Consider the following 23,971-nt stretch of genomic DNA (forward strand, 5'->3'; position numbering starts at 1 on the left):
CGGCGATGCGACCAATCCCGGCGATCCGCCCACGAGCCGCCATCTCCCCGCAACTCGCGCCGGCGACGGGCCACAACGCCAGATGCGGCGGGACGCCCTTCCATGGTCGTCCCGACAGCGGAGACACCGAATCCCGTCACCCTCCGGAATCGGGCGCGGCATCGAGCAACAACGCGAGCGACGACCCGTAGACCGGGACGTCGGCCGCCGCGTCGCCAAGACGGAGACCGTCGTCCGAATGCACGACACGAAAGCGAATCCACACGATGGCTTCCTCGACGGCGTCGACGGCCATTCCGATGCTCGCGCCGTGGGAAAGGCAGGAGTGGACGCCCGAATATGTGCCCGATCCGAGCCCCCGTGTAAAGCCTGAAAGTGCGCTGCGGAATCGTCCGGCGGGTCCTTAGGTCGCTTCGTATTCGGCTGACCCTCCGGGATGTCTTTTTCGGTTGGGGTGGGAGTGTCGGGCGGGGGTAATTGTGGGCATCCTGGTATACTCCAGGAGCTAAGCGATCATGGGGGAGTTCCGCTCCGGCTCACGAAGTCGGCCGACCCCCTTGATACTTTCCAGTGAGCGGAGTGTACGCGGATGTCGGAAGCTGAATCGGCGCGCCGGTCGAGGCGGCGGCAGATGTCAAAGGACGAGCGGCGGGCGGAGATCATCCAGACCGCCGCCGACCTGTTCGAGAAATTGGGGTACTCCGGCGCCTCCATGGACGACATCGCCGCCGCGGTCGGAATCGGCAAGCCGACTCTGTACCACTACTTCCGCAGCAAGTCGGAACTGCTGTGGTACATGCACGAAGAGCTGATCGACGGTCTGATCGATTCGCATCGCGCCCGGCTCGCGCAGGGTGTGGCGCCGGAAGAGCTGCTGCGCGGCGTGATCCACGACTTTCTGCTCAACATCGCCACCCGGCGCGGGCAGTGCCGGGTCTTCTTCGAGAACCATCGCGAGCTGCCCGACGCCGATCTCGCCGTCGCGACCGAGAAGCGCGTCCGGTACGAGGCGATGATCCAGGAGGTCATCCGCGACGGCATCGCCACCGGCGTGTTCCGGCAGGTCGACACCAAGCTGTTCAGCCTCGCGATATTCGGCATGAGCAACTGGGCCTACCAGTGGTACCACTCGGACGGGCGATTCACCCACGACGAGATCGCCGACGCCTTCTGGGATTACGCCTACCGCGGCCTGATGCCCTGACGCGGGCGGAAGGGCACCAGGCCGCGGCCCGGTTCAGGCGGTGGGCACCGCGTCGCCCGTTCCGGGCGGCGGCGGTGTGTCCTTCTGGGCCGGCTCCAGCGCCGGTGACTCGGTGTCGTTCCGGTAGGTCTCCGGCAGGAGCAGCACCGACACGACGGTGATCAGGCACACCCCGGCCATGTAGGCGGCGATGGCCAGCCACGTTCCCGTCCAGGCGTACAGGGACGTCGCGATGAGCGGCGCGAGCGCCCCGCCGACCACCGACGCCACCTGGATGCTGAGCGACATCGCCGAGTAGCGCGTCGCGGTCGGGAACGTCTCGGCGAAGAACGCGCCCTGCGGCGCGTACATCGTGGTGTGCACCAGCCCCAGCCCGACGACGAACGCGAACGCGATGACGACGGGCGACTCGGTGTTCAGCAGCGGCCAGAACGCGAACGCCCACACGCCCAGCAGCAGCGAACCGGTGATCATCATCGTCCGGCGGCCGATGCGGTCCGACAGCGCGCCCGCGACGGGCAGCATCACGAGCTGGACGGCGGCCCCGACCAGCACGCCCAGCAGGATCCGGCTCTTCGGCATGTCGAGGATGTCGTCGTTCGTCCCGTAGGCGACGGCGAACGTCATGAAGAGGTAGTAGGTGACGTTGATGCCGACGTAGGCGCCGCCGATGAGGACGATCTTCCGCGGGTACCGGCTCAGCGCCTCCAGCACGGGCGAACGCTCCGGCTTCGGAGCGGCCTTCGCCGGCTGGTCCGCGGGCGCGGCGTCCGCCTGGAGGCGCTTGAACGCCTTCGTCTCCTCGATCCGCAACTGGATGTAGACGGTCAGCCCGAGGAGGGCGATGCTCGCGAGGAACGGCAGCCGCCAGCCCCACGAGTCGAACCCGTCCGACGTGGTGACGAGGTCGGTGAGCAGGAAGGCGAGGTTGCCGACGAGGATCCCGGCGGGCCCGCCCGCGAGCGCGAAGCTGGACATGAACCCGCGCCGGTGCGGCGGCGCGTTCTCCATCGCGAGCAGGATCACCCCGCCGGTCTGGCCGCCGAGCGCGATCCCCTGGACGAGCCGCAGCAGCACCAGCAGGAGCGGCGCGGCCGGGCCGATGTCGTCGTAGGTGGGCAGGACGCCGATGAGCGTCGTGCCGAGGCCCATCGTCAGCAGCACCATGACGAGGGAGCGCTTGCGCCCGTGGACGTCCCCGAGATGCCCGAAGATCACCGCGCCGAGCGGCCGCGCGACGAACCCGACCGCGAACGTCGAGAAGGACAGCAGCGCCCCGGCGAGCGGGCTCTGCCCGGGGAAGAACAGGTCGGGGAAGACCAGCGCGGCGGCCGTCCCGTAGATGAAGAAGTCGTAGTTCTCGATGCTGGACGCCGCCAGCGCTGCGGCGGCGATCTTCGCGGTGCCCTTGCTGAGCCCGCCCTTCGCGGCTGCCTTTTCGGAGACCATCCGCGTTTCCTTTCCCACGACGTGGCGGACCGTCGTTTCGACGGTCGTTCGACCACTTGCCGCATGGCGTGGAAAACGTCGTCTTCCGGGACTTGGAAAGGCCCGGCCGAATGATTTCCCGCCTCGGCTCAGGTCCGCGCTGACGCCCCCGGGCAGCGCTTTGAGGTTCGTCCGCGACGGCATCGGCGGCGGCGACCTCGACTTCGGCTCGCGTCCTTCGCGGGGACCGGTCCACCGGTGCCGTGAGCGCGGCCGCCGTTCCGGACGCGCGGTCGGCACCCGCCTTGTGAGCGGGGCGGACGTCCCCTCTTCTCTCTCACGACCGACCGGTCGGTCGTGAGAGTACGATCCCAGCTCAGCGGGGAGGTGTCAACCCTTCATCGCCCGATTCCCGGCCCTTTCCAATGTTGCCGCGCGAGGTTCGTCCGCCTAGGCTCACAGGAGCCGATCGGACGAAATCGGTGATCTCGCGCCGGAGCGAATCCGGTTCGGTTCCGGGGAATTCGGAGATGACGACGAGAAGGCCGGTGACCGCATGAAGTTCGGCATCTACACGCTATTGACCGCGACCAGCATCCGACCTGACGTATTGGCCCGAGCGGCCGAGGAACGCGGTTTCGACTCCCTCTTCATCGCCGAGCACTCGCATATTCCGGTGAAGCGCGAGACCCTCTGGCAGGGCCGCGCCGAACTGCCGGACGCCTATTACCGCACCCTCGCCCCGTTCCCCGCGCTCGCCGCGGCGGCCGTGGCGAGCTCCACCCTGCTGCTCGGCACGGCGGTCGCGCTGATCCCGCAGCGCGACGTGATCCACACCGCCAAGGAGGTCGCGACCCTCGACGTGATCTCCGGCGGGCGCGCCCTCCTCGGCGTCGGCGTCGGCTGGAACCGGGAGGAGATGCGCAACCACGGCATCGACCCACGAACGCGCGGCGCCCGCCTCAACGAGCAGCTCGCCGCGATCAAGGCCATCTGGACCGGGGACGAGCCGGAGTTCCACGGCGACCACGTCGACTTCGACCCGATCCACCTGTGGCCGAAGCCGGTGCGCGAGCCGCATCCGCCGATCTACATCGGCGGCGAGAGCCCCGCCGCGCTGGACCGTCTCGTCCGGTACGGGGACGGCTGGCTGCCGCGCGCCGCGACGCCGCCGGAGGAGATCCGCCGCGTGTCCGCGCTGCTCGCCGACCGGGGGCGCCCGGACGTCCCGATCACGCTCTGCGGCCTGGAGGCCGACGCCGGGGCGGTCGCGGCGCTGGCCGGCGCGGGCGTGGAGCGCATCGGGCTGGCGCTGCCGACCGTCCCGGAGCCGGACGCGCTCCGCGCCCTCGACGACCTCGCCGTCTTCATCGAGCCCCTGCGCTAGCGCCTCCGGTCACTGCGCCGCGGCGGTCGGCTTCGGCAGGACGGAGACCCGCGCCCCAGACGCACGGGTCCGCTCGACCGCGTGGGCCATGGACAGGACGAGCGGCTCGGAATGGCGCGGCCCCACGATCTGGAGGCCGATCGGCAGGCCGTCCGAGGTGAAGCCGACCGGGACGCTGATCGCCGGCTGGTGCGTCATGTTGAACGGGTACGTGAACGGCGTCCACTCGGCCCAGTCGGACAGGCCGCTGCCCGGCGGCACGTCGTGCCCCGCCTCGAACGCCGGGATCGGGACGGTCGGCGTGATCAGCACGTCGTGCCGGGTGTGGAACTCGCCCATCCGGACGCTCAGCGCGAGCCGTTCCGCCTCCGCCGCCAGGTAGTCGCCCGCCGAGAAGCCGAGGCCCCGCTCGATCACGGCGCGCAGGCCGGGATCGACGCCGTCGAGCGTGCCGAGCGCGTCCCGCCACTTCGCCGCGCCGGTGCACCACAGCACGTTGAACGCGGGCAGCGGGTCGGGGAAGCCGGGGTCGGCGGCCTCGACGCGCACGCCCTCGCCTTCCAAGGCGGCCACGGCGGATGCGACGGCGGCGGCGATCTCGGGGTGGACGTCCACGTACCCGAAGTCGGCGGAGAAGGCGGCGGTCACACCGCGAACGTCCAGGTCGAGCGCCTGCGCGTAGGGGCCGCCGTGCGGGGCGAGCGCGTACGGGTCGCGGTGGTCGGGCGGCGCGAGGGCGTCCAGCAGGAGCGCCACGTCCTGGACGGTCCGCGCCATCGGCCCCGCGTGCGCCAGCACCGCGAGCGCGCTGAGCGGGTACTGCGAGACGCGGCCGTGCGTCGGCTTGAACCCGACGACGCCGCAGAACGCGGCCGGGATGCGGATCGATCCGCCGCCGTCCGTGCCGACCGACAGCGGGCCCATGCCCGCCGCGACGGCGACCGCGCTGCCGCCGCTCGACCCGCCGGACGTGCGGGACGTGTCCCACGGGTTGCGCGTCACCCCGGTCAGCGGGTTGTCGCACACGCCCTTCCACCCCATCTCGGGCGTGCTCGTCTTCCCGACCGGCACGAGGCCGCCCTCGCGGAGCCGGGCGGCGACGGGGCTGTCGACGTCCCAGGGCTGCGCGGGGTCGACGCGGCCGGAGCCGCGCAGCGTCGGCCAGCCGCGGGTGAGGAACAGGTCCTTGATCGACATCGGCACGCCGTCGAGCGGGCCGGCGGGCGTCCCCGCGCGCCAGCGGCTCTCGGCCGCCCGCGCGTCGGCGAGGGCGCGCTCCGGATCGACCAGGACGAAGGCGTTGTAGTCCGCGTCGCGGTCCTGGATCGCGGCGAGTGCCGTGGCCGTCGCCTCCACCGGGGAAAGGGTCCCGGCGGCGTACGCGGTGCCGAGTTCGCCCGCCGTCGGCGCATTGTTGAGATCGCCGGACATCCGTCCTCCTGAGAATCAGCGGTGGGATATCTATTCCGTCATGGACGGCAGCGAGAAATGGTTCAACCAGGTTTCTCGCCGGACTCGGAGGGGCGTGTTTCGCGATCACGGACCGGATGAATGAGCTGCTCAGAGCTGGTGCGATCGACTCCCGACCGACCGGTCGGGAGCCTCAAAGTAACACCGCACCGCAGGACCGTCAACCCCGTCCCGGCGGGGATTGACAACCCTTCGCGCGCCGTTGTTCCATGCAAAAGAGCGAGCGGTCGAACTCATTTCAATACCGCCTTGGCATAACGCGCGGGGAGCGCTCCGCGCGCATTGATCGCGTAGGGGCCGCCCCTTGACGCTCGACCGGGAGCGTGCGAAAGTCGAAGCCGACCGACTGGTCGGTCGAATGAAGGGTGTGACGGCGAATGGACTTCAGCATCCCGGCCGAGCTGGAGATGTTCATCGACTCGGTACGCCGGTTCCGCGAGCGCGAGCTCATGCCGCTTGAGCAGCGGTTCCTCGCCGAGGGGAGGCTCTCCCCGCGGGAACGCCGCGATCTCCAGGAGAAGGCGAGGGACCAGGGGCTCTGGGCCCTGGACGTCCCCGAGGAGTACGGCGGGCAGGGCATGGGCACGCTCGCCGCCTGCCTGGTCGCCGAGGAGCTGTACAAGCATCCGGCGATGTTCGACTTCGGCGGCAGCCCTGAGCCCGTCCTCTACCGGGGGGACGACGAGCAGAAGAAGCGCTACCTGTACCCGGTGATCGCCGGCGAGCGGCGGAGCTGCTACGCCTTCACCGAGCCCGGCACCGGCTCCGACTTCGCGCGGATCACCACGACGGCGGTGCGCAGCGGCGCCGACTGGGTGATCAACGGCACGAAGATCTTCATCTCCGAGGTGGACCGGGCCGACTTCTGCATCCTGTTCGCCAGCACCGACCCCGGCGCGGGCGGACGCGGCATCACCTGCTTCCTCGTCGACATGGGCACGCCGGGGTTCGAGGCGTCCCGGCCGATCCCGACCATGGGGGACGACTGGGAGCCGTACGAGCTGTCGTTCACCGACTGCGTCGTCCCGGACTCCGCGCGGCTCGGCCCGGTCGGCGGCGGCTGGGAGCTGGCGTCCGACCAGCTCACGCACGGCCGGCTGCGGATCGCCGCCTACCAGCTCGGCATCGCCCAGCGCTGCCTGGACATGGCCGTCGAGTGGGCGAAGCAGCGCGTGACCTGGGGCAAGCCGATCGCGACGCGGCAGGCGGTGCAGTGGATGCTCGCGGACTCGGCGGTCGAGCTGGACGCGGCGCGCTTCCTCGTCTACCGGGCCGCGTGGATGGCGGACGAGGGGCGGCCGATCCGCAACGAGGCGTTCATGGCCAAGCTGTACGCGACGGAGATGGCGCAGCGCGTCACCGACCGCTGCCTCCAGATCTTCGGCGGCCTCGGGTACAGCAAGGAGCTGCCGATCCAGAGCTTCTTCCGGCAGGTGCGGGTGTGGCGGATCGGGCACGGGTCGTCCGAGATCCACCGCTGGATGATCGCCCGGAACATGCTCGGCCTGTCCTCGCGGGACTGAGCGCGGGGGAGCCGTCGTGGACCTGATCGGGAACCGCACCCTCGCCGACCTGCTGGTCGAGCGGAGCGAGAGGCATCCGGACCGGCCGTGCCTCGTCGTCGAGGACCGGACGGGCGCCGTCACCGAGTACAGCTACCGGGAGACGCTCGACGCCGTCCGCCGCACGGCCGGTGGCTTCGCCGCCCTCGGGATCGGCCGGGGCGACGCCGTCGTGTTCCAGCTCCGCAACTGCGCCGAATTCGTGTTCGCGTGGTTCGGGCTGGCCTGGCTCGGGGCGGTGATGGTGCCGTCCAACGTCGCGAATTCGGCGGCCGAGGTTCGTTACCTCATCGAGCATTCAGAGGCGGTGGGGGTTCTCACCGAGCCCGAGCATCTTCCATTGTTCGCGGACGTGTTGAAGGACGCCGGGAAGGTCGTCCACCGGATTCTGGCGCGGGGTGGCGACGAGGTCCTGGAAGGGTTCGTTTCTTTTGAAGACGTGGCGGGCGGGGCGTCGGCGGGGCCCGTCGACGTCCATTCCGAGGACGTCGTCGAAATGCTGTTCACCTCGGGCACCACGGCCCGCCCGAAGGCCGTGATGATCACGCATGCGAACTGCCTGTGGGGCGGTGAGCGGGTGTCGCGCGGCGCCGCGCTCGACGGCGGCGACCGGCTGCTGACCGCGCTGCCGCTGTTCCACATCAACGCTCAGGAGATCACCGTCCTCGCGGCGCTGACCGTGGGCGGCGCGGCCGTCCTGCTGGAGGAGTACCACGCGAGCGGGTTCTGGGCGCGGCTGCGGCACCACCGGGCGACCTCCGTCAGCCTGGTCGCCATGCAGGTCAGGACCCTGCTCGCGCAGCCGCCCTCGCCGGACGACACCGCCCACAACCTGCGCCGGGTCATCTACGCGATCAACGTCACCGACCGGGAGAAGGACGAGTTCGAGCGCCGGTTCGGCGTCGAGCTGATCAACGGCTACGGGCTGTCGGAGGGCGGGACGGTCGTCACGATGTCCCCGGTGTTCGGCGACCGCCGCTGGCCGTCGATCGGGCTGCCCAACTACGACCGCCGGATCCGGATCGTGGACGAGGACGGGCGCGACGTCCCGCAGGGCGAGGTCGGCGAGATCCTCGTGTCGGGCGTCCCCGGCCGGACGCTGATGAAGGGCTATTTCAAAGACCCGGATGCCACCGCCGCCGTCATGCGGGACGGCTGGCTCCACACCGGCGACAACGGCTACCTCGACGAAAAGGGCTACGTCTATTTCTTCGACCGGAAGAAGGACGTCATCAAGCGCGCGGGCGAGAACGTCTCCGCGAGCGAGGTGGAGTTCGCCCTGCTCGGGCATCCGGGAATCGCGGAGGCGGCGGTCGTCGCCGGACGCGATCCGGTGCGGGACGAGGAGGTCGTGGCGTTCGTCGTCCCGGTTCCGGGTTCGCCGCCGTCGCCCGACGACATCGCCGGGCATTGCCGGGCGCGGCTCGCGGGCTTCAAGGTTCCGACGCGCATCCACGTCGTCCCGGAACTGCCCAAGACGTCGATCGGGAAGGTGGAGAAGAAACTGCTCAGGCGGCGACTCTCTCAGGAGGACGCGGGATGAGCGCACTCGACGACGTGTGCGAGCGCGTCCGCGAAAGGGTCGGGACGGTCTCCCGCGAAAGCCTCGGCCGGATCTCGGCGACGGAGTTCCAGCGTTTCGCGGTCGCGGCCGGAGAGACCGACCCGGTGTACTTCGACGACGACGCGGCGCGGGCAGCCGGATATCCCGGGGCCATCGCGCCGCCATTGTTCCTGAGCAGCGTCCTCGGCTGGGGCGCCGGGGACTCCGACGCCGACCTGCGCCCGGACGGCGCCGCGACCGGCGACGCGGCCGGGCTCCCGCTGGGCGGGCTCCGGCTCATGGGCGCAGGTCAGGACATCGAGGTGCACGCTCCCGTCCACGACGGCGTCCGGCTCGTGCGCGAGACGTCGGTCGAGGACGTGACCCTCAAGGAGGGCCGTTCGGGGCCATTCCTCATCGTCACCATCCTGCGCGAATTCCGGGACGAGTCGGGAACGCCCCTCCTGACCAGCCGGGAGAACTTCATCGCACGGCCGGAGGCGGGCACATGAGGTTCTTCGAGGACGTGTCCCCGGGCACGAAACTGGAGCCGCTGACCGTCCGGCCCACGCCGACGCAGTTGTTCCGTTTCAGCGCGGCGACCTGGAACGCGCACCGCATCCATTACGACGTCCGCTATGCCGAGCACGAGGGATATCCAGACGTCCTCGTCCAGTCCCATTTGCACGGCTGCTTCCTGTTGCGGGCGGCGCTCGACTGGGCGGGGCCAGGGGCGCGGCTCCGCCGCTTCGGCTGGCGCAACCGCGGCATCGCCGTCCCCGGCGACACGCTGACCTGCACCGGCGTGGTGACCGACTGCCGCGTGGACGGCTCCGGCGCAGGAATCGTCGAATGCGCCCTGGAGGAACACAACGCGGACGGTGTGCTGTGCGCCCCGGGCACCGCCGTGCTGGAGCTCCCGAGACGGTCGCCCGAGAGCGACGGAGAGGACGGCCGACGATGACCGTGACCACACGGGCGCCGGACACGGCGCAGCGGCTCTACCGCACGATGGCGCGAATCCGGCAGTTCGAGATCGCCGCGTCCAAACTCATGGCGACCGGGAAACTGCCCGGCACACTCCACGTTTCCATTGGCCAGGAGGCGGTGGCGGCGGGCGTTTGCGACGTCCTCCGCCGTGCCGACCACATCACCACCACCCATCGCGGCCATGGCCATTGCCTCGCCAAAGGCGGCGAGCCGAAGGCGATGATGGCGGAACTGCTCGGCCGCGCGTCCGGATACTGCGGCGGACGGTCGGGCTCGATGCACATCGCCGACCCGTCCGCCGGAATCCTGGGCGCGAACGCGATCGTCGGGGCGGGCATTCCGATCGCGCTCGGCGGCGCGTTCGCCGCCGCCCGGCAGGGACGGAACGGCGTCGCCGTCGCGTTCTTCGGCGAGGGCGCGGTCGCCCAGGGCGTCTTCCACGAGTCGCTGAACCTGGCGGCTCTGTGGCAGCTGCCGATGGTCTTCGTCTGCGAGAACAACCGCTATGTCGAGTTGACTCCGGTGTCGATGCACCTTGCCGCGAAACACGTGGCCGACCATGCCGCCCCCTACGGAATTCCGAGCGCGCGGGTGGACGGCAATGATGTGTTCGCCGTCCGCGACGCCGCAGGTGAGGCCGTCGAGCGGGCACGTCAGGGCGGTGGGCCGACCCTGCTGGAATGCGAGACCTACCGCTGGCACGGCCATTTCGAGGGCGACCCGCAGCGCTACCGTGACGCCGCCGAGGTCGCCGAATGGAAGGCGGCCGACCCGCTGAAACGGCTCGCGGAATCCGTGGAGACGGCCACGGCCATTGACGGCGAGGCCCGTAAGGAGATGGCGGACGCCGTCGCCGCCGCCGAGGCGGAACCCCTCGCGGCGGCCGATTCGGTCACCGCGCACGTCTATCGGCGTCCGGTCCGCCCGGTGCGCGGAGGTGTCCCGGAATGAGCACGGTGAAGTACTGGCAGGCGGTCAATTCGGCGCTGCACGAGGAACTGGAGCGGGACGAGAACGTCCACCTCTTCGGCGAGGACGTCGGCGCCCCCGGCGGCCCGTTCGCCGCGACGCGCGGGTTGCGCGAACGGTTCGGGGAATGGCGCGTCCGCGACACCCCGATCAGCGAGTCGACGTTCACCGGAATGGCGGTCGGCGCCGCGATGGCCGGGCTGCGTCCCGTCGCGGAGGTCATGTACTTCGACTTCATCACCCTCGCCATGGACCAGCTCGTCAACCAGGCCGCCAAGATGTCCTACATGTCGGACGGCGCCTTCGCGGTGCCGCTCACGATCCGGACGCTCTGCGGCGGCCACCGCGGCTCGGGCCCGCAGCACTCGCAGAGCCTGGAGGGCTGGCTCGCCGCCGTCCCCGGCCTGAAGGTCGTGTGGGGCGGCACGCCGTCCGACGCGAAGGGCCTTCTCAAGGCCGCGATCAGGGACGACGACCCGGTCGTCGTGATCGAGAGCCTGAGCCTGTGGACGCGGCGCGGCGACGTCCCCGACGACGCCGACCACACGGTGCCGATCGGCGCCGGGCTGATCCGCCGTCCCGGCACGGACGTGACCCTCGTGTGCTGGGGCGACACCGTCCCCGCCGCCCTCGACGCCGCCGAGGCGCTCGCCGAACGGGGCGTCGACGCCGAGGTGCTCGACCTGCGAACGCTGAGCCCGCTCGACGAGGCGCTGATCCTGCGCTCGCTGCACAAGACGGGGCGGATCGTCGTCGTCCAGGACGCGCAGGGCCCGTGCAGCGTCGGCTCGGAGGTCGTCCGGATCGCGGCCACCGACGGCTTCGCCGACCTGCGCGCCCCGGCCGCGCAGGTCCGCCCGCCGTTCGCGCCCGTGCCGTTCGCGCCCGACCTGGAGCGCGCCTACTATCCGCAGGCCGCGGACGCGGTGGCGGCGGCGCTCGACACGATCGAAAGGACCCGTGCATGACGGACGTCGTGGTGCCGAAATGGGGCGCGACAATGGACGAGGCGACGATCGTCCAATGGCTGAAAGGCGTCGGCGACCGCGTCGCCGAGGACGAGCCGATAGCCGAGATGGAGACCGACAAGGCGACCGCCGAGATCGTCTCCCCGGTCGGCGGGACGGTCGTCGAGGTCCTCGTCCCGCAGGACGCCGACGTCGCCGTCGGCCAGGTCATCGCCCGGATCGATCCGGACGGCGGTGGCGCGTCGTGACGACCGCCGGAGTCGGCACGCTCACCGAGCGGGTCGCCGGGTTCACCGCCGGGCTCGACCTCGCCGCCGTCCCGCCCGACGTCGTGGAGAAGGCCAAGGTCACGCTGCTGCACGACCTCGGCGTCGGGCTCGCCGGGCACCGCCTCGCCGCGACCGGCTACGCCTTCGCGAAGGAGCACGGCGGCTGCGACCCGGCGCGCGGCGCCCGCCTCCTGATCGACGGGACGCCGGTGACGGTCGAGTCGTTCGCACTGGCCACGGGCGCGCTCGTCCACGCGCGGACGCAGGACGACACGCAGATCGCCGTGTCCACCCACCTGGGCGCGACGACGCTGCCCGCGCTGCTCGCCCTCGCCGACCGGGCGGACGCGTCCGGCCGCGACGTCCTCACCGCGATGATCGCCGGGTACGAGGCGGCGTCCGCGATCGCCGAGCGCCACGCGGCGCGCTCCACGGCGCGCGGATTCCGCGCGTCCAGCATTTATGGGCCGTTCGCCGCGGCCGCCGCCTCCGCCCGGCTACTCGGGCTGACGGCCGGGCAGACCGTGTCCGCGCTGGGCCTCGCCGCCGCGTTCGGCGGCGGCACCAATCAGACCTGGGTCGCGGGCACCCAGGAATGGCGTTACCAGGTGGGCGCGGCGAGCCGGAACGGAATGGTCGCCGCGCTGCTCGCGGCGCGCGGCGCGACCGGGGCGCCGAACGCGCTCGACGGCGCCGCCGGCCATTTCCGCGCCTTCGCCGGGGCCGAACCCGGCGGGGAACTCCCGGAAATGGACGGTGAATGGCGGATCCGCCGCGTCACCTACAAGCCGTATCCGGTCTGCGCGATCAACCAGATTCCGGTCACTGTCCTGACCGGAATGAAGGGCATCAGCGCGGACGATGTGGAGAGCATCACCGTGGAACTGCCGCCGGACGACGCCGCCTACCCTGGCATCGACGCCCACGGCCCGTTCCACGACGTCGGCGGGACGCTGATGAGCCTGCCGTACTGCCTCGCGGTCGCACTCCGGAAAGGCGGGATCGACCTGGACGACCTGTACGCCTTCGACGACCCCGCCCTGGCGGACCTCACCCGGCGCATCACGGTCGCCCCCGACGCGCGCCTGCCCGGCGCCTGCCGCATCACCGTCCGCACCCGCTCGAACGGGACGCTGACCAGCGAGTTCGCCCCCGACGCGCGCACCTTCAACTGGGACCGCGAGGAGGCCGCGGGCCGGCTGCGCGCCATGTCCGCCGAACTGCCGCTCCCGGCCGGACGGCTGGAGCGGTTCATCGCGGTCGTGCTCGACCTCGACCGCCGTCCGGTACGCGAACTGATCGACGCCACGATCGTCGGTCCGAAGGAGTGATCACCACATGCGAGCCACCCTCATCTACGGCCGGGGCGACGTCCGCGTGGAGGACGTCCCCGATCCCGCCATCGTGGAGCCGACGGACGCGGTCGTCCGGGTGACCCGCGCCTGCGTCTGCGGCAGCGACCTGCACCGATACCGCGGCATGGACCCGGTCGAGGAGGGCCTGCGCATCGGCCACGAGTTCATGGGCGTCGTCGAGGACACCGGCGCCGACGTCCGGGGGGTGAAGCGCGGCGACGTCGTGCTCGTCCCGTTCCTCTGGGCGGACAACACCTGCGAGTTCTGCCGGGACGGCCTGCACGGCTCCTGCCGCAACGGCGGCCGCTGGGCGGTGGGCGGCCTGGACGGCGGCCAGGGCGAGGCGGCCCGCGTCCCGCAGGCCGACGGCACCCTGATCAAGCTGCCGGTCGGCGCCGACGACGCGCTCGTCCCCTCCATCATGTCCCTGTCGGACGTGCTGCCGACCGGCCACCACGCCGCGTTCACCGCCGGGGTCGGCAAGGGCTCCACCGTGGCCGTGATCGGGGACGGCGCGGTCGGGCTGTGCGCGGTGCTGTCGGCGGCGCGGCTCGGCGCGGAGCGGATCGTGCTGCTCGGCCGCCACCGGGCCCGCACCGACCTCGGCCGCCGCTTCGGCGCGACCGACGTCGTGCCCGCCCGAGGCGCGGAGGCGGTCGCCGCCGTCCGCGAACTGACCGGCGGCGACGGAGCGCCCCACGTGCTGGAATGCGTCGGTAACAGTGAGGCGTTCGAGACGGCGCTCGGCGGCGTCCGCGACGGCGGGACGATCAGCCGCGTCGGCGTCCCGCAGTACGCGCAGGCGCGCCTCGACTTCGACGTCTTCATGCGCAACATCACCATTACCGGCGGCGTGGCACCGGCCCGCCAGTACATTCCGGAACTGCTGTCCGAAGTGCTGGACGGGACGATCACACCGGGCGACGTATTCGACCTGACCGTCCCCCTGGACGACATCTCGGAAGGTTTCCGCGCAATGAACGACCGCACCGCCCTCAAAGTCCTGGTACGCCCCTAACCAGCCAATACGCCTATTCGACCGGGCCTCCCTCTGAGGGGCGGCTCGTCCCGCGGATCTGCATTCCGGGGCGGCGGCGGTGGACGGTCAGATAGGACAGGCCCTTCGGCCCGGCGGTGATGCTTCGGGTCGAGCCGTACGGCAGCCAGAGAAGCGTCCCTTGGGTCAGGGGTTCGGGTTCGTCCGCGACTCCGAGACCGGCCGTGCCGTTTCCGGCGACGACCAGCAGCATGACGTCGAGATTGGCTTCGGCGTGCGGGTTGATGCGCTCGTCCGGCGGCAGTTGCACCAGATTCGCGTCGAGCTGGCGTCCGGCCTCCGCCAATTTCCACGACACCCGCGCGGGTTCGGGCGCCGACTCGATCAGCTCCCGGACGTCGCACAGGATGCGCGGGAGCACCGCCTCAGCCATCGGCGCGGTCCGGCCGTCCGATGCGGACCTGCCACTGCTCGGGCCCCGACTCCACGTAATCCCAGGTGAAGGCGTCGGGGTGGGTGGCCTGGAACTCGCGGCGCAGCGGCTTCGGGTCGTGGTTGTTGACCAGGACGAACGCCTCGCCGGGGGCGAGCCGGGAGAAGCGGGTGAAGATCCGCGGGTGCCGCCGGCCGTGCGGGATCTCGCGGACGTCGATGACGTCGGGCGCGTCCACCCGGCCGCCGCCGAGCAGCGTCTCGAAGTCGGCGACGAGGGTGGGCAGGTCGGCGCCGGGCAGCCCGCCGAGCGCGGGCAGCAGGACGGTCTGCTCCACCCCGACATGGGCGGCGAACAGCGCCTCGACGGCCGCCGTCGACGTGTCGTCGGCCGTGGTCAGCGCGTCGATGCGCGCGGTGATCGCGCTGGCGGTCTGCCGCAGCGCGCGGACGAGCAGCCGGGTCTCGGCCGCGCCCGACGCCGCCGCGTACAGGGTCTGGTAGGAGGCGGCCAGATAGCCGCGCACCTCCCCGGTGCAGAAGTCGATCAGCTCACCCCGCGCGTCGGGGCGGGGCGCGGCCAGTTCGGCCAGCCGGTCGAGCAGTCGCTGCTGGGTGCCCGCGAGCGCCGCCTGCGCCTGGACCGCCGGATCGGTGCCGGTCGAGGCGATGAAGATCTCCGAAGCCGCCATGGTGCTCTCCTCTCAGTGAAGCACGATTATTACATGTAGGATTGTGAGAAATTCGCCAGGGTGCCCTCCCACGCCGACCGGCCGCGGACGCTGGGACCCGCGACCGGCCGGTGGGCGTTCACGCGGCCGGGGCGGCGGGCGCGGGCGCGCCGGTCGCGCGGGCCCGGAGCAGGTCGGCCACGTCAGTGAGGCCCGTCTCGATGCGCCCGTAGACGCGGGGGTTGAGCAGCACGGAGCCGTCGAAGTCTCCGGCGGACGCGAACACCGCGACGGGCACGGTCAGCGCCTGGAAGAAACCGAAGAGCGGCCGCAGCGCGTGCTCCAGGACGAGCGCGTGATGGTCGCCCCCGCCCGTCGCGGCGAGCAGGACGGGCTTGTTCGCGAGCGCGTACTGGTCGATCAGGTCGAAGAAATGCTTGAACATTCCGGGATAGGAGCCGCGAAACACGGGAACCGCGGGGATCAGCAAATCGGCCTGCTCGGCTAGTCGCAGGGCGGCTTCGACTTCGGGCGGGACGCCGTCGCGTTCGATCGCCCCGGTGAATCCCGGCCCGAGCCGGTACACGTCTATCCGTGACGTTTCAATGGGCAGCATTTCTTTCAACGTGTCGAGCACGACGTCCACGAGCCCCATCGTCTTGGACGGCTGACTCGGGCTCCCATTGACGACCACGACCCGGAGAGCGGACGGAACGCTGGTCATGCCGCCCTCCCCTCAAGCGCGGTGACCTCGCGGCGCACGACCGGAGCCACCTCCGTGCCGAGCCGCTCGATCGCCTCAAGGTGCTCCTTCTGCGGCATCCCGCCGAATCCCATCTGGATGATGGCGCGGTTCAACCCGTACAACTCGTGGTAGGCGAGCAGCTTGTCGATGATCTCCTGCGAACTTCCCACCAGAAGTCCCGAACGCGGCGAAGACTGCGCGTTGAAAGCCGCCCGTGGCAGGAGAAGACCCTTTCCGCGCTGGTGGTTGTTCTCAGCCATGCCTTTCGCGAAATACGGATACATGACGTCTCTCGCCTCCTGGCTGGTGCGTCCGACGTACCCGTGCGTGTTGATGCTGATCGGCAGTGCGCCGACGTCGTGTCCGGCCGCCGCGGCGGACTGCCGGTAGAGCTCGACGGTCTGCTCGTGCGACGTCAACGGCCCGAGCAGCAGGGCGAGCGCCATGGGCAGCCCGAGCCGTCCGGTGCTGATGGCGGACGCGGGCGACCCGCCGACCCCGACCCAGATCGGAAGCGTTCCGCCATTCGGGCGGGGCGCGACATCGGCGTCGATCAGGGGCGCGCGGAAACGTCCCTGCCAGGTGACCGGGTTCCGCTCGCGGATTCTGAGCAGCAGGTCGAGCTTCTCGCGGAAAAGGTCGCCGTAGTCGCGCAGGTCGTAGCCGAAAAGCGGGAACGACTCGGTGTAGGAGCCGCGTCCCGCGATGATCTCGGCCCGGCCGCCCGACAGCAGGTCGATCGTCGCGAACTGCTCCCAGACGCGCACCGGGTCCTCCGAGCTGAGGACGGTGACGGAACTCGTCAGCCGAATGCGCTCGGTGTGCTCGGCCGCCGCCGCCAGCAGAATGGACGGCGCCGATCCGACGAAATCGCTGCGATGGTGCTCGCCGACGCCGAACACGTCGAGCCCCACTTCGTCCGCGGCCTTCGCCTGTTCGATGGTTTCGCGGACGCGCCGCCGCGGCGACGGCGTCGCTCCGCCGAGGGGATCCTCGGTGATCTCGCCGAACGTCATGACGCCGATCTCGAATGCCATTTCCGGTCCTCTCGGCCGTCGGTGGCGCCCGGTGTCCCCGGCCCGGCCGGTCGGGGGCGGCTGCCACCGTCACGGTCCGAACAACTTGCCTGCGCAGGCAGATATTCCGGGTTGTTCGGCGAGGTCGCGTCCGGATACCGTGCCGCCATGGCGAGCGACAGGCTGCGGGACCTCGAGCAGGACGCATGGGGCGGATTCCTGCTGGCGCACGATCGGCTGTGGCGCACGCTGGAGGCGGGGCTCGCGCCGCTGAACGTGAGCATGGCCGAGTACAGCGTGCTGTCCCTGCTCTACGAGGCGGGCCCGGACGGCATGCGCATGTCCGACCTCGCGCAGCGCCGCCTCATGTCGACCGGCGGGTTCACCCGCCTCGCCGACCGCCTCCAGAACCGCGGGCTGATCGAGCGGCGGCGGTCGGCCGTCGACGGCCGCGGCTTCGACGCGACCCTGACCGCCGACGGCCGGACGCTGATCCGCCGGGCCCGCCGCCGACACCACAACGATTTGCGGGAACTCTTCTTCGACCGGCTCGACGACGACCATCTCCGCTGCCTGGCCGAGATCTGGGCCCTCCTCGCCCCGTCCGACGAAAACGCCCCCGCTGACAAGAAGGCCCCCGCTGCCGAGAACAGCCCCGCCTCCGAGAAGGGCCACGGGGCGGGCGGGCCGGGTGCGGGCGGGAAGGGCGAAGGCCGGTAGGCGCGTTAACGCGCCGAACGACGTCAGCCGGTTCGGGACAGGGAGTCGATCGCGGCGACGTCCTCCTTCGCGAGGCTGAACCCTCCGAGGTCGAAATTGCTGGCGATGTGCTCCCGGCGCGACGACCGGGGCAGGATCACGATGTCGTGTTCGAGATGCCAACGAAGGACGACCTGCGCGGGAGAGACCCCGTACCGTTGGGCGACTCCGGCGATGGCCGGATCGCGCAGATCGGTGTTCTTCAGGCCGCTGTAGCCCTCAACGGCGATTCCCCGGCGGCGGTGCTCGTCCAGCAGCGCCGGATCGTGCTGCGCCGGGCTCCACGGGATCTGGTTGACCGCCGGTTGCCGTCCGGTCTCCTCGGTCAGCCGGTCGATGAGCGCGGGGCTGTAGTTGCTCACTCCCACGTTGCGGACCAGGCCCGCGTCCTTCGCCGCCAGCAGTTCCCGCCAGGTCGGGACGAGTTCGTCCTGCGCGGTCGGCCAGTGGATCAGCCAGAGGTCGACGTATTCGGTGTCGAGCAGGCGCAGGCTCGACTCCAGGGTGCGGCGGGCGTGCCGCGCGTCCTGCGGGCGCAGTTTCGTGGTGACGAAGACCTGCTCCCGGTCGAGGCCGCTGTCCTTCACGGCTTTGCCGACGTCCGCCTCGTTCTTGTAGAGCGTCGCCGTGTCGATATGCCGGTAGCCGATTTCCAGCGCCGCGCGCACCGATTCGTACGCCGCCTTGGAGCTCAGTTGCCACGTCCCGAAACCGATCGACGGCAGCGCGGTGCCGCCGGGCAGGTTCACAGTCAGATCCATGCGTGCCAGTCTGCCCGGCGACACCCCGCCCTCACCTCGATCGGGGCTTGTACGACTTCGGCAGCCGCATCCCGCGCTCGGCCATGATCTGGCGGACGCGGTCCGGGTAGTCGGTGATGATGCCGTCCACGCCGAGGTCCATGAGGGCCTTGACGGTGGCGGGGTCGTCGCACGTCCAGGGAATGACCTTCAAGCCCCTCCGGTGCGCCTCGGACACCATGGTCCGGTCGGGGTAGAAGCGGAATCCCGGGTCGCCGATCTTCCCGTTCTGCGGGAAGCCGTAATTGGGAGAGAGCGCCGTGACACCCGGAATCTCGGCGGCCGTCCGCACGAAGTCGCCGCCGAAGTCGTCGGCGTCGAGACCGCCGAGCCACGGCGAGGCGCCGGGCTTTCCGACCTGGAGGAAGTCGTAGTTCGTCAGCGCCACCAGCGGCCATCGCGGCGCGAGCCGGTGCATGTACTTCAACGCGCCCCAGTCGAACGACTGGATGGTGACCTGGCGTTCGATGCCGGACGCGCGGATCTCCTCGAACACCCGGCGGACGAACAGTTCGCGCGGCGCGGTCTGCTCGGGCGCGCCCGCCTCCACCTTGGTCTCGATATTGAGCTTGACCTGCTTCGCGTTGTAGCGCTTGACGAGGTTCAGGACGTCCTTGAGCTCGATCATCCGGAAACCGCGGACGACCTCCTGCTCGGGGAAACCGGGCAGTTGCTGGTAACCGCAGTCCATGGTCTTGATCTGCGCCAGCGTCAGATCCTTGATGTACTTCCCGACATACGGATACATCGGGTCACCAGGCGTGACCGGCCCGGTGTCGCGGCATTTCTGCGCGCTTATCTGGCGGTCGTGGTTGACGACCACCTTCCTGTCCTTGGTGACGTGCGTGTCCAACTCCAGGGTGGTGACGCCCAGGCGCATCGCCTTCCCGAAACCCTCCAGCGATTCCTCGGTGGTCAGCCCGAGCCCGCCACGGTGGGCTTGCAGGTCGAAATGGGTCTTCTGAGGCGGCACCCCGGAACCCCCGGGCCCCGCCGCCGCATAGGCGGCGACCGGCGCGGCCACCGTCGCCGCGAGGGCCAGAGCGGACACACAGGTCAGTCTCGTCAGCGCATGGCGCACGGACATCGGAACCTCCATATCTCCTGATCAGCCCCACGACGCTAGAACGATCACCGCGGCCCATAGTTGACGCTGCGTGATCCCACCGTGAATGTTCACAAAACCCGCGGACACCAGCGAAAACACCGCACCCACTGCTTTGATGCACATTGAGCGTCGCGGACCACGGGAAGGGCATCGATGGCGGGGATCTGGCAGGAGACGGACGACGGCCTGGTGGCCCTGCGGCCCGAGCCGTTCAAGCGGGAGCAGATCCTGCACGACAGCATCGAACGAGGCGCGGCGATGCTCCCGCTTCCCGGCCAGCCGACCCTCGTCATGCTGGGACGGGAAGTGCAATTGGGCACCGGCTACGCCGACCTCATCGCAGTGGAGGCCGAGACCGCGCGTCCCGTGGTCATCGAGGTGAAACTCGCGTCCAACACCGACCGTAGGCAGGTGTTCACGCAGACGCTCGGATATGCGTCCTATCTGTTCGGCCTGTCCGCCGCGGATTTCGACCAGCTCCTGCGCTCGCATCTAGCCGGACGCGGTTACGCCTCGGTGGCCGAGGCCGTCGCCGCCGAGGTCGGTGACGGGTCGATCGACACCGAGTCGTTCAATGCCCGTATGGGCCAGGCGTTGGACGACGGGCGGTTCCGTTGCGTGGTCGTCCTGGACGCCGCGCCCGCCGACCTCATCGAACTCACCGGCTATTTGCAGGCCGTCACCAATGACCGTCTCGACATCGACGTGGTGACCGTCGCCGCGTACACGATCCAGGGCGCTCGGGTATTGGTGCCGCAATTGGTCGAGCCGCAGCGTGTGACGGCGCTGCCGGAGGTGACGTCCGCCCGCAAGGAGGCCAAACCGGAACCGGGCGCGCAGGCGTTCGCCGAAAGCGTCGCCGAAGCCGATCCCGCGCACCGGGAACTGCTGCGGCGGCTGCTCGACTGGGCGAAACACCTTGAGAGCGAGGGCCTGGCCGTCCTTTACACCACGGTCGGCAAGGGACGCTGGGTGCTCAATCCGCGGCTTCCGGGCCAGAATCGCGGACTGGTCACCATCTGGAACGACGGTGGTGCCTATGTCAGCCCGCAGCGTTCGGTCATCGAGGCCGAAGCGCCGTTGACGCTGGCCCGCCTGGATCAACGCCTTCCCGGTGAGATCCGGCAGAACAACTACATCACCAGCGCGTTGACCCAGGACGTTCTTGCCCTGCTCACCGACGCTTACGTGGAAGCCCGCAAGCCCTAGACTCCGCCTAAAAGGGAGGGTCCATGGGAAAGCCGACGACCGCCGACCTGTCGAAGGACCTGGGCGGATTCGCTCTGTGGCCGGATAACGTTTTCTGGTCTTTCCAATTTCTGAGGCTGGTCGGCCAGGCGTACGCCGGTGGCGCGGATTTCACCGAGTGCTATCTCGCCGTCCGGGACGTCCAGGCCGGTGACGTGGACACCTGGCACGACCGCTTCACCACCCTGGCCGGCGATCTCGAGCGGCGGGCGGAGCGGGAGGCGGCCGGAGGCCACACGGTGTCGGCCAGGGACAGTTGGCTGCGGGCGAGCAACTACTACCGCGCGGGCGCGTTCTTCTACCCCGTCCCCGACCCGCGCCACGCGGCGGCGATCGAGGCCCGGCGGCGCTGTTTCCTTGCCTACGCCGAACACGCCGACCACGAGATCGAGCGGGTCGAGGTGCCCTACGGCGACGAGACCCTGCCGGGATACCGGTTCTCGCCGTCCGCCGACGTGCAGCGTCCGACCCCCGCGCTGGTCATCTTCGGCGGCGCGGACGCGGTGGCCGAGGAGATGTACATCTTCCTCGGCAGGGCGCTGACCGAGCGGGGGTTCACCGTCCTCGCGATCGACGGCCCCGGGCAGGGCGAGGCACTGCGGCGCGGCATGCTCGCCCGGCACGACACCGAGGTCCCGGTGGGCGCGGCCGTGGACTGGTTGCGGGCCCGTCCCGACGTGGATCCGGAGCGGATCGGCGTGGTCGGGCAGAGCCTCGGCGGCTACTACGCGCCGCGCGCCGCCGCCTTCGACCCCCGGCTGAAGGCGTGCGTGGTCTGGGGCGCCTGCTACGCCGTCCCGATGCCGGACGCGGTCCCGCCGGACGACCCGACCTTCACCCACCGCCTCGAACACGAAAAGGCCATCTTCGGCGGCGAGACCTTGGAAGAGGTCAAGGAACGGGTCGCGCCGTTCACGCTGGAGGGGGTGGCCGAACGCATCGCCTGCCCGATCCTCATCCTGCACGGCGAGTCCGACACGCTAATCCCGCTGGAAGACGCCCGCCGCCTACACCGCGAGGTCTCCCACGACTACAAGCAGCTAATCATCTACCCCGCAGGTCAACCCGGCTGCACGCATTGCCAGGTAGACGCGCTGTCAGTCGTCCACCACGACATAGGCGACTGGCTAGAGCGCGTCCTCTGACGGACGTAATGATCGCGTCGAATCGCTCGATCAGTCCGGACGGAGTTCACGGCGGCAGTGGGCGGCGAAGGCGTCGATGGCGCGATTCAGCGGCTCCTGTTCCGCCGCCGGGGCGGGGCTCATGGGGACACCCGCGAGGAACGTGTCCCGCAGTTGGTCGCTGATGCTCCGGCACAACTCGGAAACCTTGTTCGCGGCCAGAATGGCCTCCTCCGAGCCGACGATCTCAACCCGCGCGTGCGCCTGGTTGAACGCCGTGACCAGCTCGTCGGCCTCGTTGATCATCCTGGTCGCCTCGTCTCCCGCCGGAATGCCGCGCGAGAATCGGATGGCCGATAATGCTAGGAAGCGGGCGTCGGTATAGGCGATATCCAGGAAATGGGAGTAGGCGTCCGTGCGCTCTCGCATCCGGCTCAGATGACGCTCGTGAACGTGCCTCCGTCCATCCGCCCGGCTGGCCGTGAGCGCGGTGAGCGACGCACCCCCGAACGCGCCGAGAAGCGTCGACCCGGCCGTGATGAAGTTCGTCCAGGGGAACGACATGAACAGCACAATGCCATGCGCGGAACGGTACTTGGGGGTTCGCCTGGGGGTTGGCCCTAGGGACATGGCCAAGGGATCGCGCTGACGATGGGAGTCCTTCGAGCGAAAGGAATCCCATGAATACCGTGATGGGCAGGCGTTCCGACTTCTTCGTCGATCCGGGGATGAACTCGATGGCGCGGGCGATGCTCGGCCGCGTCTACACCGGTGCGGCCGACGCCGGTGAGGCGCTGGCGACGTTCGACCGCGTCATCGACGGCGACGCCGCCTCGTGGGCACGTGAATGGGAGGCGACGGCCGACCGCGTCGCCGCGATCGGCGCCGACTGCCTGCGCCGGGGCCACCCGGTCAGCGGGCGCGACGCCCTGCTCCGCGCCGCGACGTACTACACGGCGTGCGTGGTGATGGCCGACGGGTGCGCGGAGCCCGAGACCGTCAGGGCGCGGACGTTCGCCGCCTACCGCAGGTGCTGGGAGCGGTACCTCGACCTGCTGGACGACCCGCCCGAGCGCCTCGACGTCCCGTACGAGGGCACGACGATGCCCGGCTGGTTCCTCGCCGCGCCAGGCGACGGGCCGAAGCCGACGCTGGTGGCGGTCAACGGCGCGGACGGCGCGCTCAGCTTCCTGTGGCCCGGCCACGCCTCCCAGGCGGCGGCGCGCGGTTACAACGTGGTGCTGTTCGACGGTCCGGGACAGCAGCGCATGCTGTTCGAGCGGGGCATTCCGTTCCGGCCCGACTGGGAGCACGTCGTCCGGCCGGTCGTAGATGAGGTGCTAGGCCGGGATGACGTCGACCCAAACCGGCTCGTCCTCTACGCCGTCAGCCAGGGCGGCTACTGGGGCCCGCGCGCGCTGGCGTTCGAGCACCGGTTCGCGGCGGCGGTCATCGACGGCGGGGTGGTCGACGTGTCCGAGGCGTGGGGCGCCCTCCTGTCGCCCGAGCTGAAGGCGATGCTCGACGCCGGGGAGCGCGAAAAGTTCAACGCGGCGATCGACACCATCCCGGCCGACCTCAAGCGGGTCATCACCTGGCGCGCCAAGCCGTACGGCTGCCCGACCGTCTACGACACCTACCGCGAGGTCGAGCGCTACCGGATCACGCCGGAGCTCGCCGCGCGGATCACCACGCCGGTGCTGATCGCCGACCCCGACGACGAGCGGTACTTCACCGGTCAGCCCGAGCGCCTGTACGAGATGCTCCGCGGTGAGAAGACGCTCGTCCGCTTCACCGAGGCCGAGGGGGCGGCCGGGCACTGCGAGCCGATGGCGCGGGCCCTCGCCGCGCAGCGCTTCTTCGACTTCCTCGACGGGCAGGTCGGACTCACCGGCTCCTGACCTCCCGCCGGGCGGTGCCCCTCGT

The 23,971-nt window shown here is 70.3% G+C and carries 25 protein-coding genes; 15 read left to right on the forward strand and 10 right to left on the reverse strand.

Annotated elements, in window-relative coordinates:
* Positions 1-136: 136 nt before the first annotated feature.
* Entirely contained in the window at positions 137-295 is a 159-nt protein-coding gene (locus tag FXF65_RS43745) for a hypothetical protein (RefSeq protein WP_187412298.1), read from the reverse strand.
* Between the two features lie 336 nt (positions 296-631).
* Here FXF65_RS43745 and FXF65_RS15010 point away from each other — a divergent pair, with 336 nt between their 5' ends.
* Positions 632-1,204: a TetR/AcrR family transcriptional regulator gene (locus FXF65_RS15010; protein WP_222868559.1), complete on the forward strand. Its 573-nt coding sequence runs from the start codon at positions 632-634 to the stop codon at positions 1,202-1,204.
* Positions 1,205-1,237: 33 nt separating this feature from the next.
* On the opposite strand, the gene FXF65_RS15015 is transcribed toward FXF65_RS15010, so the two are convergent.
* On the reverse strand, positions 1,238-2,653 hold the full coding sequence (locus FXF65_RS15015) for an MFS transporter (protein WP_148350512.1): 1,416 nt from the start codon (positions 2,651-2,653) through the stop codon (positions 1,238-1,240).
* 535 nt (positions 2,654-3,188) lie between these two features.
* Between FXF65_RS15015 and FXF65_RS15020 the strand changes: the two genes are divergently transcribed.
* Positions 3,189-4,019, forward strand: coding sequence for an LLM class F420-dependent oxidoreductase (locus tag FXF65_RS15020; protein WP_148350513.1), 831 nt, complete (start codon positions 3,189-3,191; stop codon positions 4,017-4,019).
* A 9-nt stretch (positions 4,020-4,028) separates the two neighbouring features.
* Here FXF65_RS15020 and FXF65_RS15025 read toward each other — a convergent pair whose 3' ends face one another.
* Entirely contained in the window at positions 4,029-5,450 is a 1,422-nt protein-coding gene (locus FXF65_RS15025; protein WP_148350514.1) for an amidase, read from the reverse strand.
* A gap of 416 nt (positions 5,451-5,866) precedes the next feature.
* Here FXF65_RS15025 and FXF65_RS15030 point away from each other — a divergent pair, with 416 nt between their 5' ends.
* Genes FXF65_RS15030 through FXF65_RS15070 form a run of 9 tightly spaced genes read left to right on the forward strand, consistent with a single transcriptional unit; the run spans position 5,867 to position 14,163 of the window.
* Positions 5,867-7,012: an acyl-CoA dehydrogenase family protein gene (locus FXF65_RS15030; RefSeq protein WP_148350515.1), complete on the forward strand. Its 1,146-nt coding sequence runs from the start codon at positions 5,867-5,869 to the stop codon at positions 7,010-7,012.
* Between the two features lie 16 nt (positions 7,013-7,028).
* On the forward strand, positions 7,029-8,594 hold the full coding sequence (locus tag FXF65_RS15035) for an AMP-binding protein (RefSeq protein ID WP_148350516.1): 1,566 nt from the start codon (positions 7,029-7,031) through the stop codon (positions 8,592-8,594).
* Positions 8,591-9,106 (forward strand): FAS1-like dehydratase domain-containing protein, encoded by a 516-nt coding sequence (locus tag FXF65_RS15040; RefSeq protein WP_148350517.1) that lies wholly within the window; start codon positions 8,591-8,593, stop codon positions 9,104-9,106. Before FXF65_RS15035 ends, FXF65_RS15040 begins: the two co-directional genes overlap by 4 nt.
* Positions 9,103-9,558 (forward strand): FAS1-like dehydratase domain-containing protein, encoded by a 456-nt coding sequence (locus tag FXF65_RS15045; RefSeq protein WP_148350518.1) that lies wholly within the window; start codon positions 9,103-9,105, stop codon positions 9,556-9,558. The genes FXF65_RS15040 and FXF65_RS15045 overlap by 4 nt, the downstream gene beginning before the upstream one ends.
* On the forward strand, positions 9,555-10,535 hold the full coding sequence (locus FXF65_RS15050) for a thiamine pyrophosphate-dependent dehydrogenase E1 component subunit alpha (protein WP_148350519.1): 981 nt from the start codon (positions 9,555-9,557) through the stop codon (positions 10,533-10,535). The genes FXF65_RS15045 and FXF65_RS15050 overlap by 4 nt, the downstream gene beginning before the upstream one ends.
* Entirely contained in the window at positions 10,532-11,521 is a 990-nt protein-coding gene (locus FXF65_RS15055; protein ID WP_148350520.1) for an alpha-ketoacid dehydrogenase subunit beta, read from the forward strand. The genes FXF65_RS15050 and FXF65_RS15055 overlap by 4 nt, the downstream gene beginning before the upstream one ends.
* Positions 11,518-11,769: a biotin/lipoyl-containing protein gene (locus FXF65_RS15060; protein ID WP_148350521.1), complete on the forward strand. Its 252-nt coding sequence runs from the start codon at positions 11,518-11,520 to the stop codon at positions 11,767-11,769. The genes FXF65_RS15055 and FXF65_RS15060 overlap by 4 nt, the downstream gene beginning before the upstream one ends.
* Complete coding sequence (locus tag FXF65_RS15065) at positions 11,766-13,121, forward strand: MmgE/PrpD family protein (protein ID WP_148350522.1); 1,356 nt, start codon at positions 11,766-11,768, stop codon at positions 13,119-13,121. Before FXF65_RS15060 ends, FXF65_RS15065 begins: the two co-directional genes overlap by 4 nt.
* Before the next feature lie 7 nt (positions 13,122-13,128).
* Positions 13,129-14,163 (forward strand): zinc-binding dehydrogenase, encoded by a 1,035-nt coding sequence (locus FXF65_RS15070; protein WP_148350523.1) that lies wholly within the window; start codon positions 13,129-13,131, stop codon positions 14,161-14,163.
* Positions 14,164-14,176: 13 nt separating this feature from the next.
* Here FXF65_RS15070 and FXF65_RS15075 read toward each other — a convergent pair whose 3' ends face one another.
* The 4 genes from FXF65_RS15075 to FXF65_RS15090 form a co-directional block, all read right to left on the reverse strand.
* Positions 14,177-14,575, reverse strand: a complete 399-nt coding sequence (locus tag FXF65_RS15075; RefSeq protein WP_148350524.1) for a cupin domain-containing protein — start codon at positions 14,573-14,575, stop codon at positions 14,177-14,179.
* Positions 14,568-15,266 carry a DUF2249 domain-containing protein gene (locus tag FXF65_RS15080; RefSeq protein ID WP_148350525.1) on the reverse strand — a complete coding sequence of 233 codons (699 nt, stop codon included), beginning with the start codon at positions 15,264-15,266 and terminating at the stop codon, positions 14,568-14,570. Before FXF65_RS15080 ends, FXF65_RS15075 begins: the two co-directional genes overlap by 8 nt.
* A gap of 118 nt (positions 15,267-15,384) precedes the next feature.
* Positions 15,385-15,969, reverse strand: a complete 585-nt coding sequence (locus tag FXF65_RS15085; protein WP_148350526.1) for an NAD(P)H-dependent oxidoreductase — start codon at positions 15,967-15,969, stop codon at positions 15,385-15,387.
* Positions 15,966-17,027 carry an LLM class flavin-dependent oxidoreductase gene (locus FXF65_RS15090; protein ID WP_148350527.1) on the reverse strand — a complete coding sequence of 354 codons (1,062 nt, stop codon included), beginning with the start codon at positions 17,025-17,027 and terminating at the stop codon, positions 15,966-15,968. The genes FXF65_RS15085 and FXF65_RS15090 overlap by 4 nt, the downstream gene beginning before the upstream one ends.
* Before the next feature lie 147 nt (positions 17,028-17,174).
* Between FXF65_RS15090 and FXF65_RS15095 the strand changes: the two genes are divergently transcribed.
* A complete protein-coding gene (locus FXF65_RS15095; protein ID WP_148350528.1) occupies positions 17,175-17,726 on the forward strand; it encodes a MarR family winged helix-turn-helix transcriptional regulator in 552 nt (183 codons plus the stop codon).
* A 23-nt stretch (positions 17,727-17,749) separates the two neighbouring features.
* Here the strand turns inward: FXF65_RS15095 and FXF65_RS15100 are convergent, their stop codons facing one another.
* Together FXF65_RS15100 and FXF65_RS15105 are read right to left on the reverse strand one after the other, a co-directional pair.
* Positions 17,750-18,526: an aldo/keto reductase gene (locus FXF65_RS15100; RefSeq protein WP_148350529.1), complete on the reverse strand. Its 777-nt coding sequence runs from the start codon at positions 18,524-18,526 to the stop codon at positions 17,750-17,752.
* A 31-nt stretch (positions 18,527-18,557) separates the two neighbouring features.
* Positions 18,558-19,652 (reverse strand): glycerophosphodiester phosphodiesterase family protein, encoded by a 1,095-nt coding sequence (locus FXF65_RS15105; RefSeq protein ID WP_148350530.1) that lies wholly within the window; start codon positions 19,650-19,652, stop codon positions 18,558-18,560.
* A 210-nt stretch (positions 19,653-19,862) separates the two neighbouring features.
* On the opposite strand from FXF65_RS15105, the gene FXF65_RS15110 reads away from it, so the two are divergent.
* Together FXF65_RS15110 and FXF65_RS15115 are read left to right on the forward strand one after the other, a co-directional pair.
* Positions 19,863-20,882, forward strand: coding sequence for a PDDEXK family nuclease (locus FXF65_RS15110; protein WP_148350531.1), 1,020 nt, complete (start codon positions 19,863-19,865; stop codon positions 20,880-20,882).
* Positions 20,883-20,905: 23 nt separating this feature from the next.
* Positions 20,906-22,066: an alpha/beta hydrolase family protein gene (locus FXF65_RS15115; RefSeq protein ID WP_148350532.1), complete on the forward strand. Its 1,161-nt coding sequence runs from the start codon at positions 20,906-20,908 to the stop codon at positions 22,064-22,066.
* A 30-nt stretch (positions 22,067-22,096) separates the two neighbouring features.
* Here FXF65_RS15115 and FXF65_RS15120 read toward each other — a convergent pair whose 3' ends face one another.
* Positions 22,097-22,609: a hypothetical protein gene (locus FXF65_RS15120; RefSeq protein WP_148350533.1), complete on the reverse strand. Its 513-nt coding sequence runs from the start codon at positions 22,607-22,609 to the stop codon at positions 22,097-22,099.
* A gap of 116 nt (positions 22,610-22,725) precedes the next feature.
* Between FXF65_RS15120 and FXF65_RS15125 the strand changes: the two genes are divergently transcribed.
* Positions 22,726-23,946, forward strand: a complete 1,221-nt coding sequence (locus FXF65_RS15125; RefSeq protein WP_148350534.1) for an alpha/beta hydrolase family protein — start codon at positions 22,726-22,728, stop codon at positions 23,944-23,946.
* Positions 23,947-23,971: the final 25 nt, after the last annotated feature.

It is taken from the genome of Actinomadura syzygii (assembly GCF_008085905.1).
Lineage (GTDB): Bacteria > Actinomycetota > Actinomycetes > Streptosporangiales > Streptosporangiaceae > Spirillospora > Spirillospora syzygii.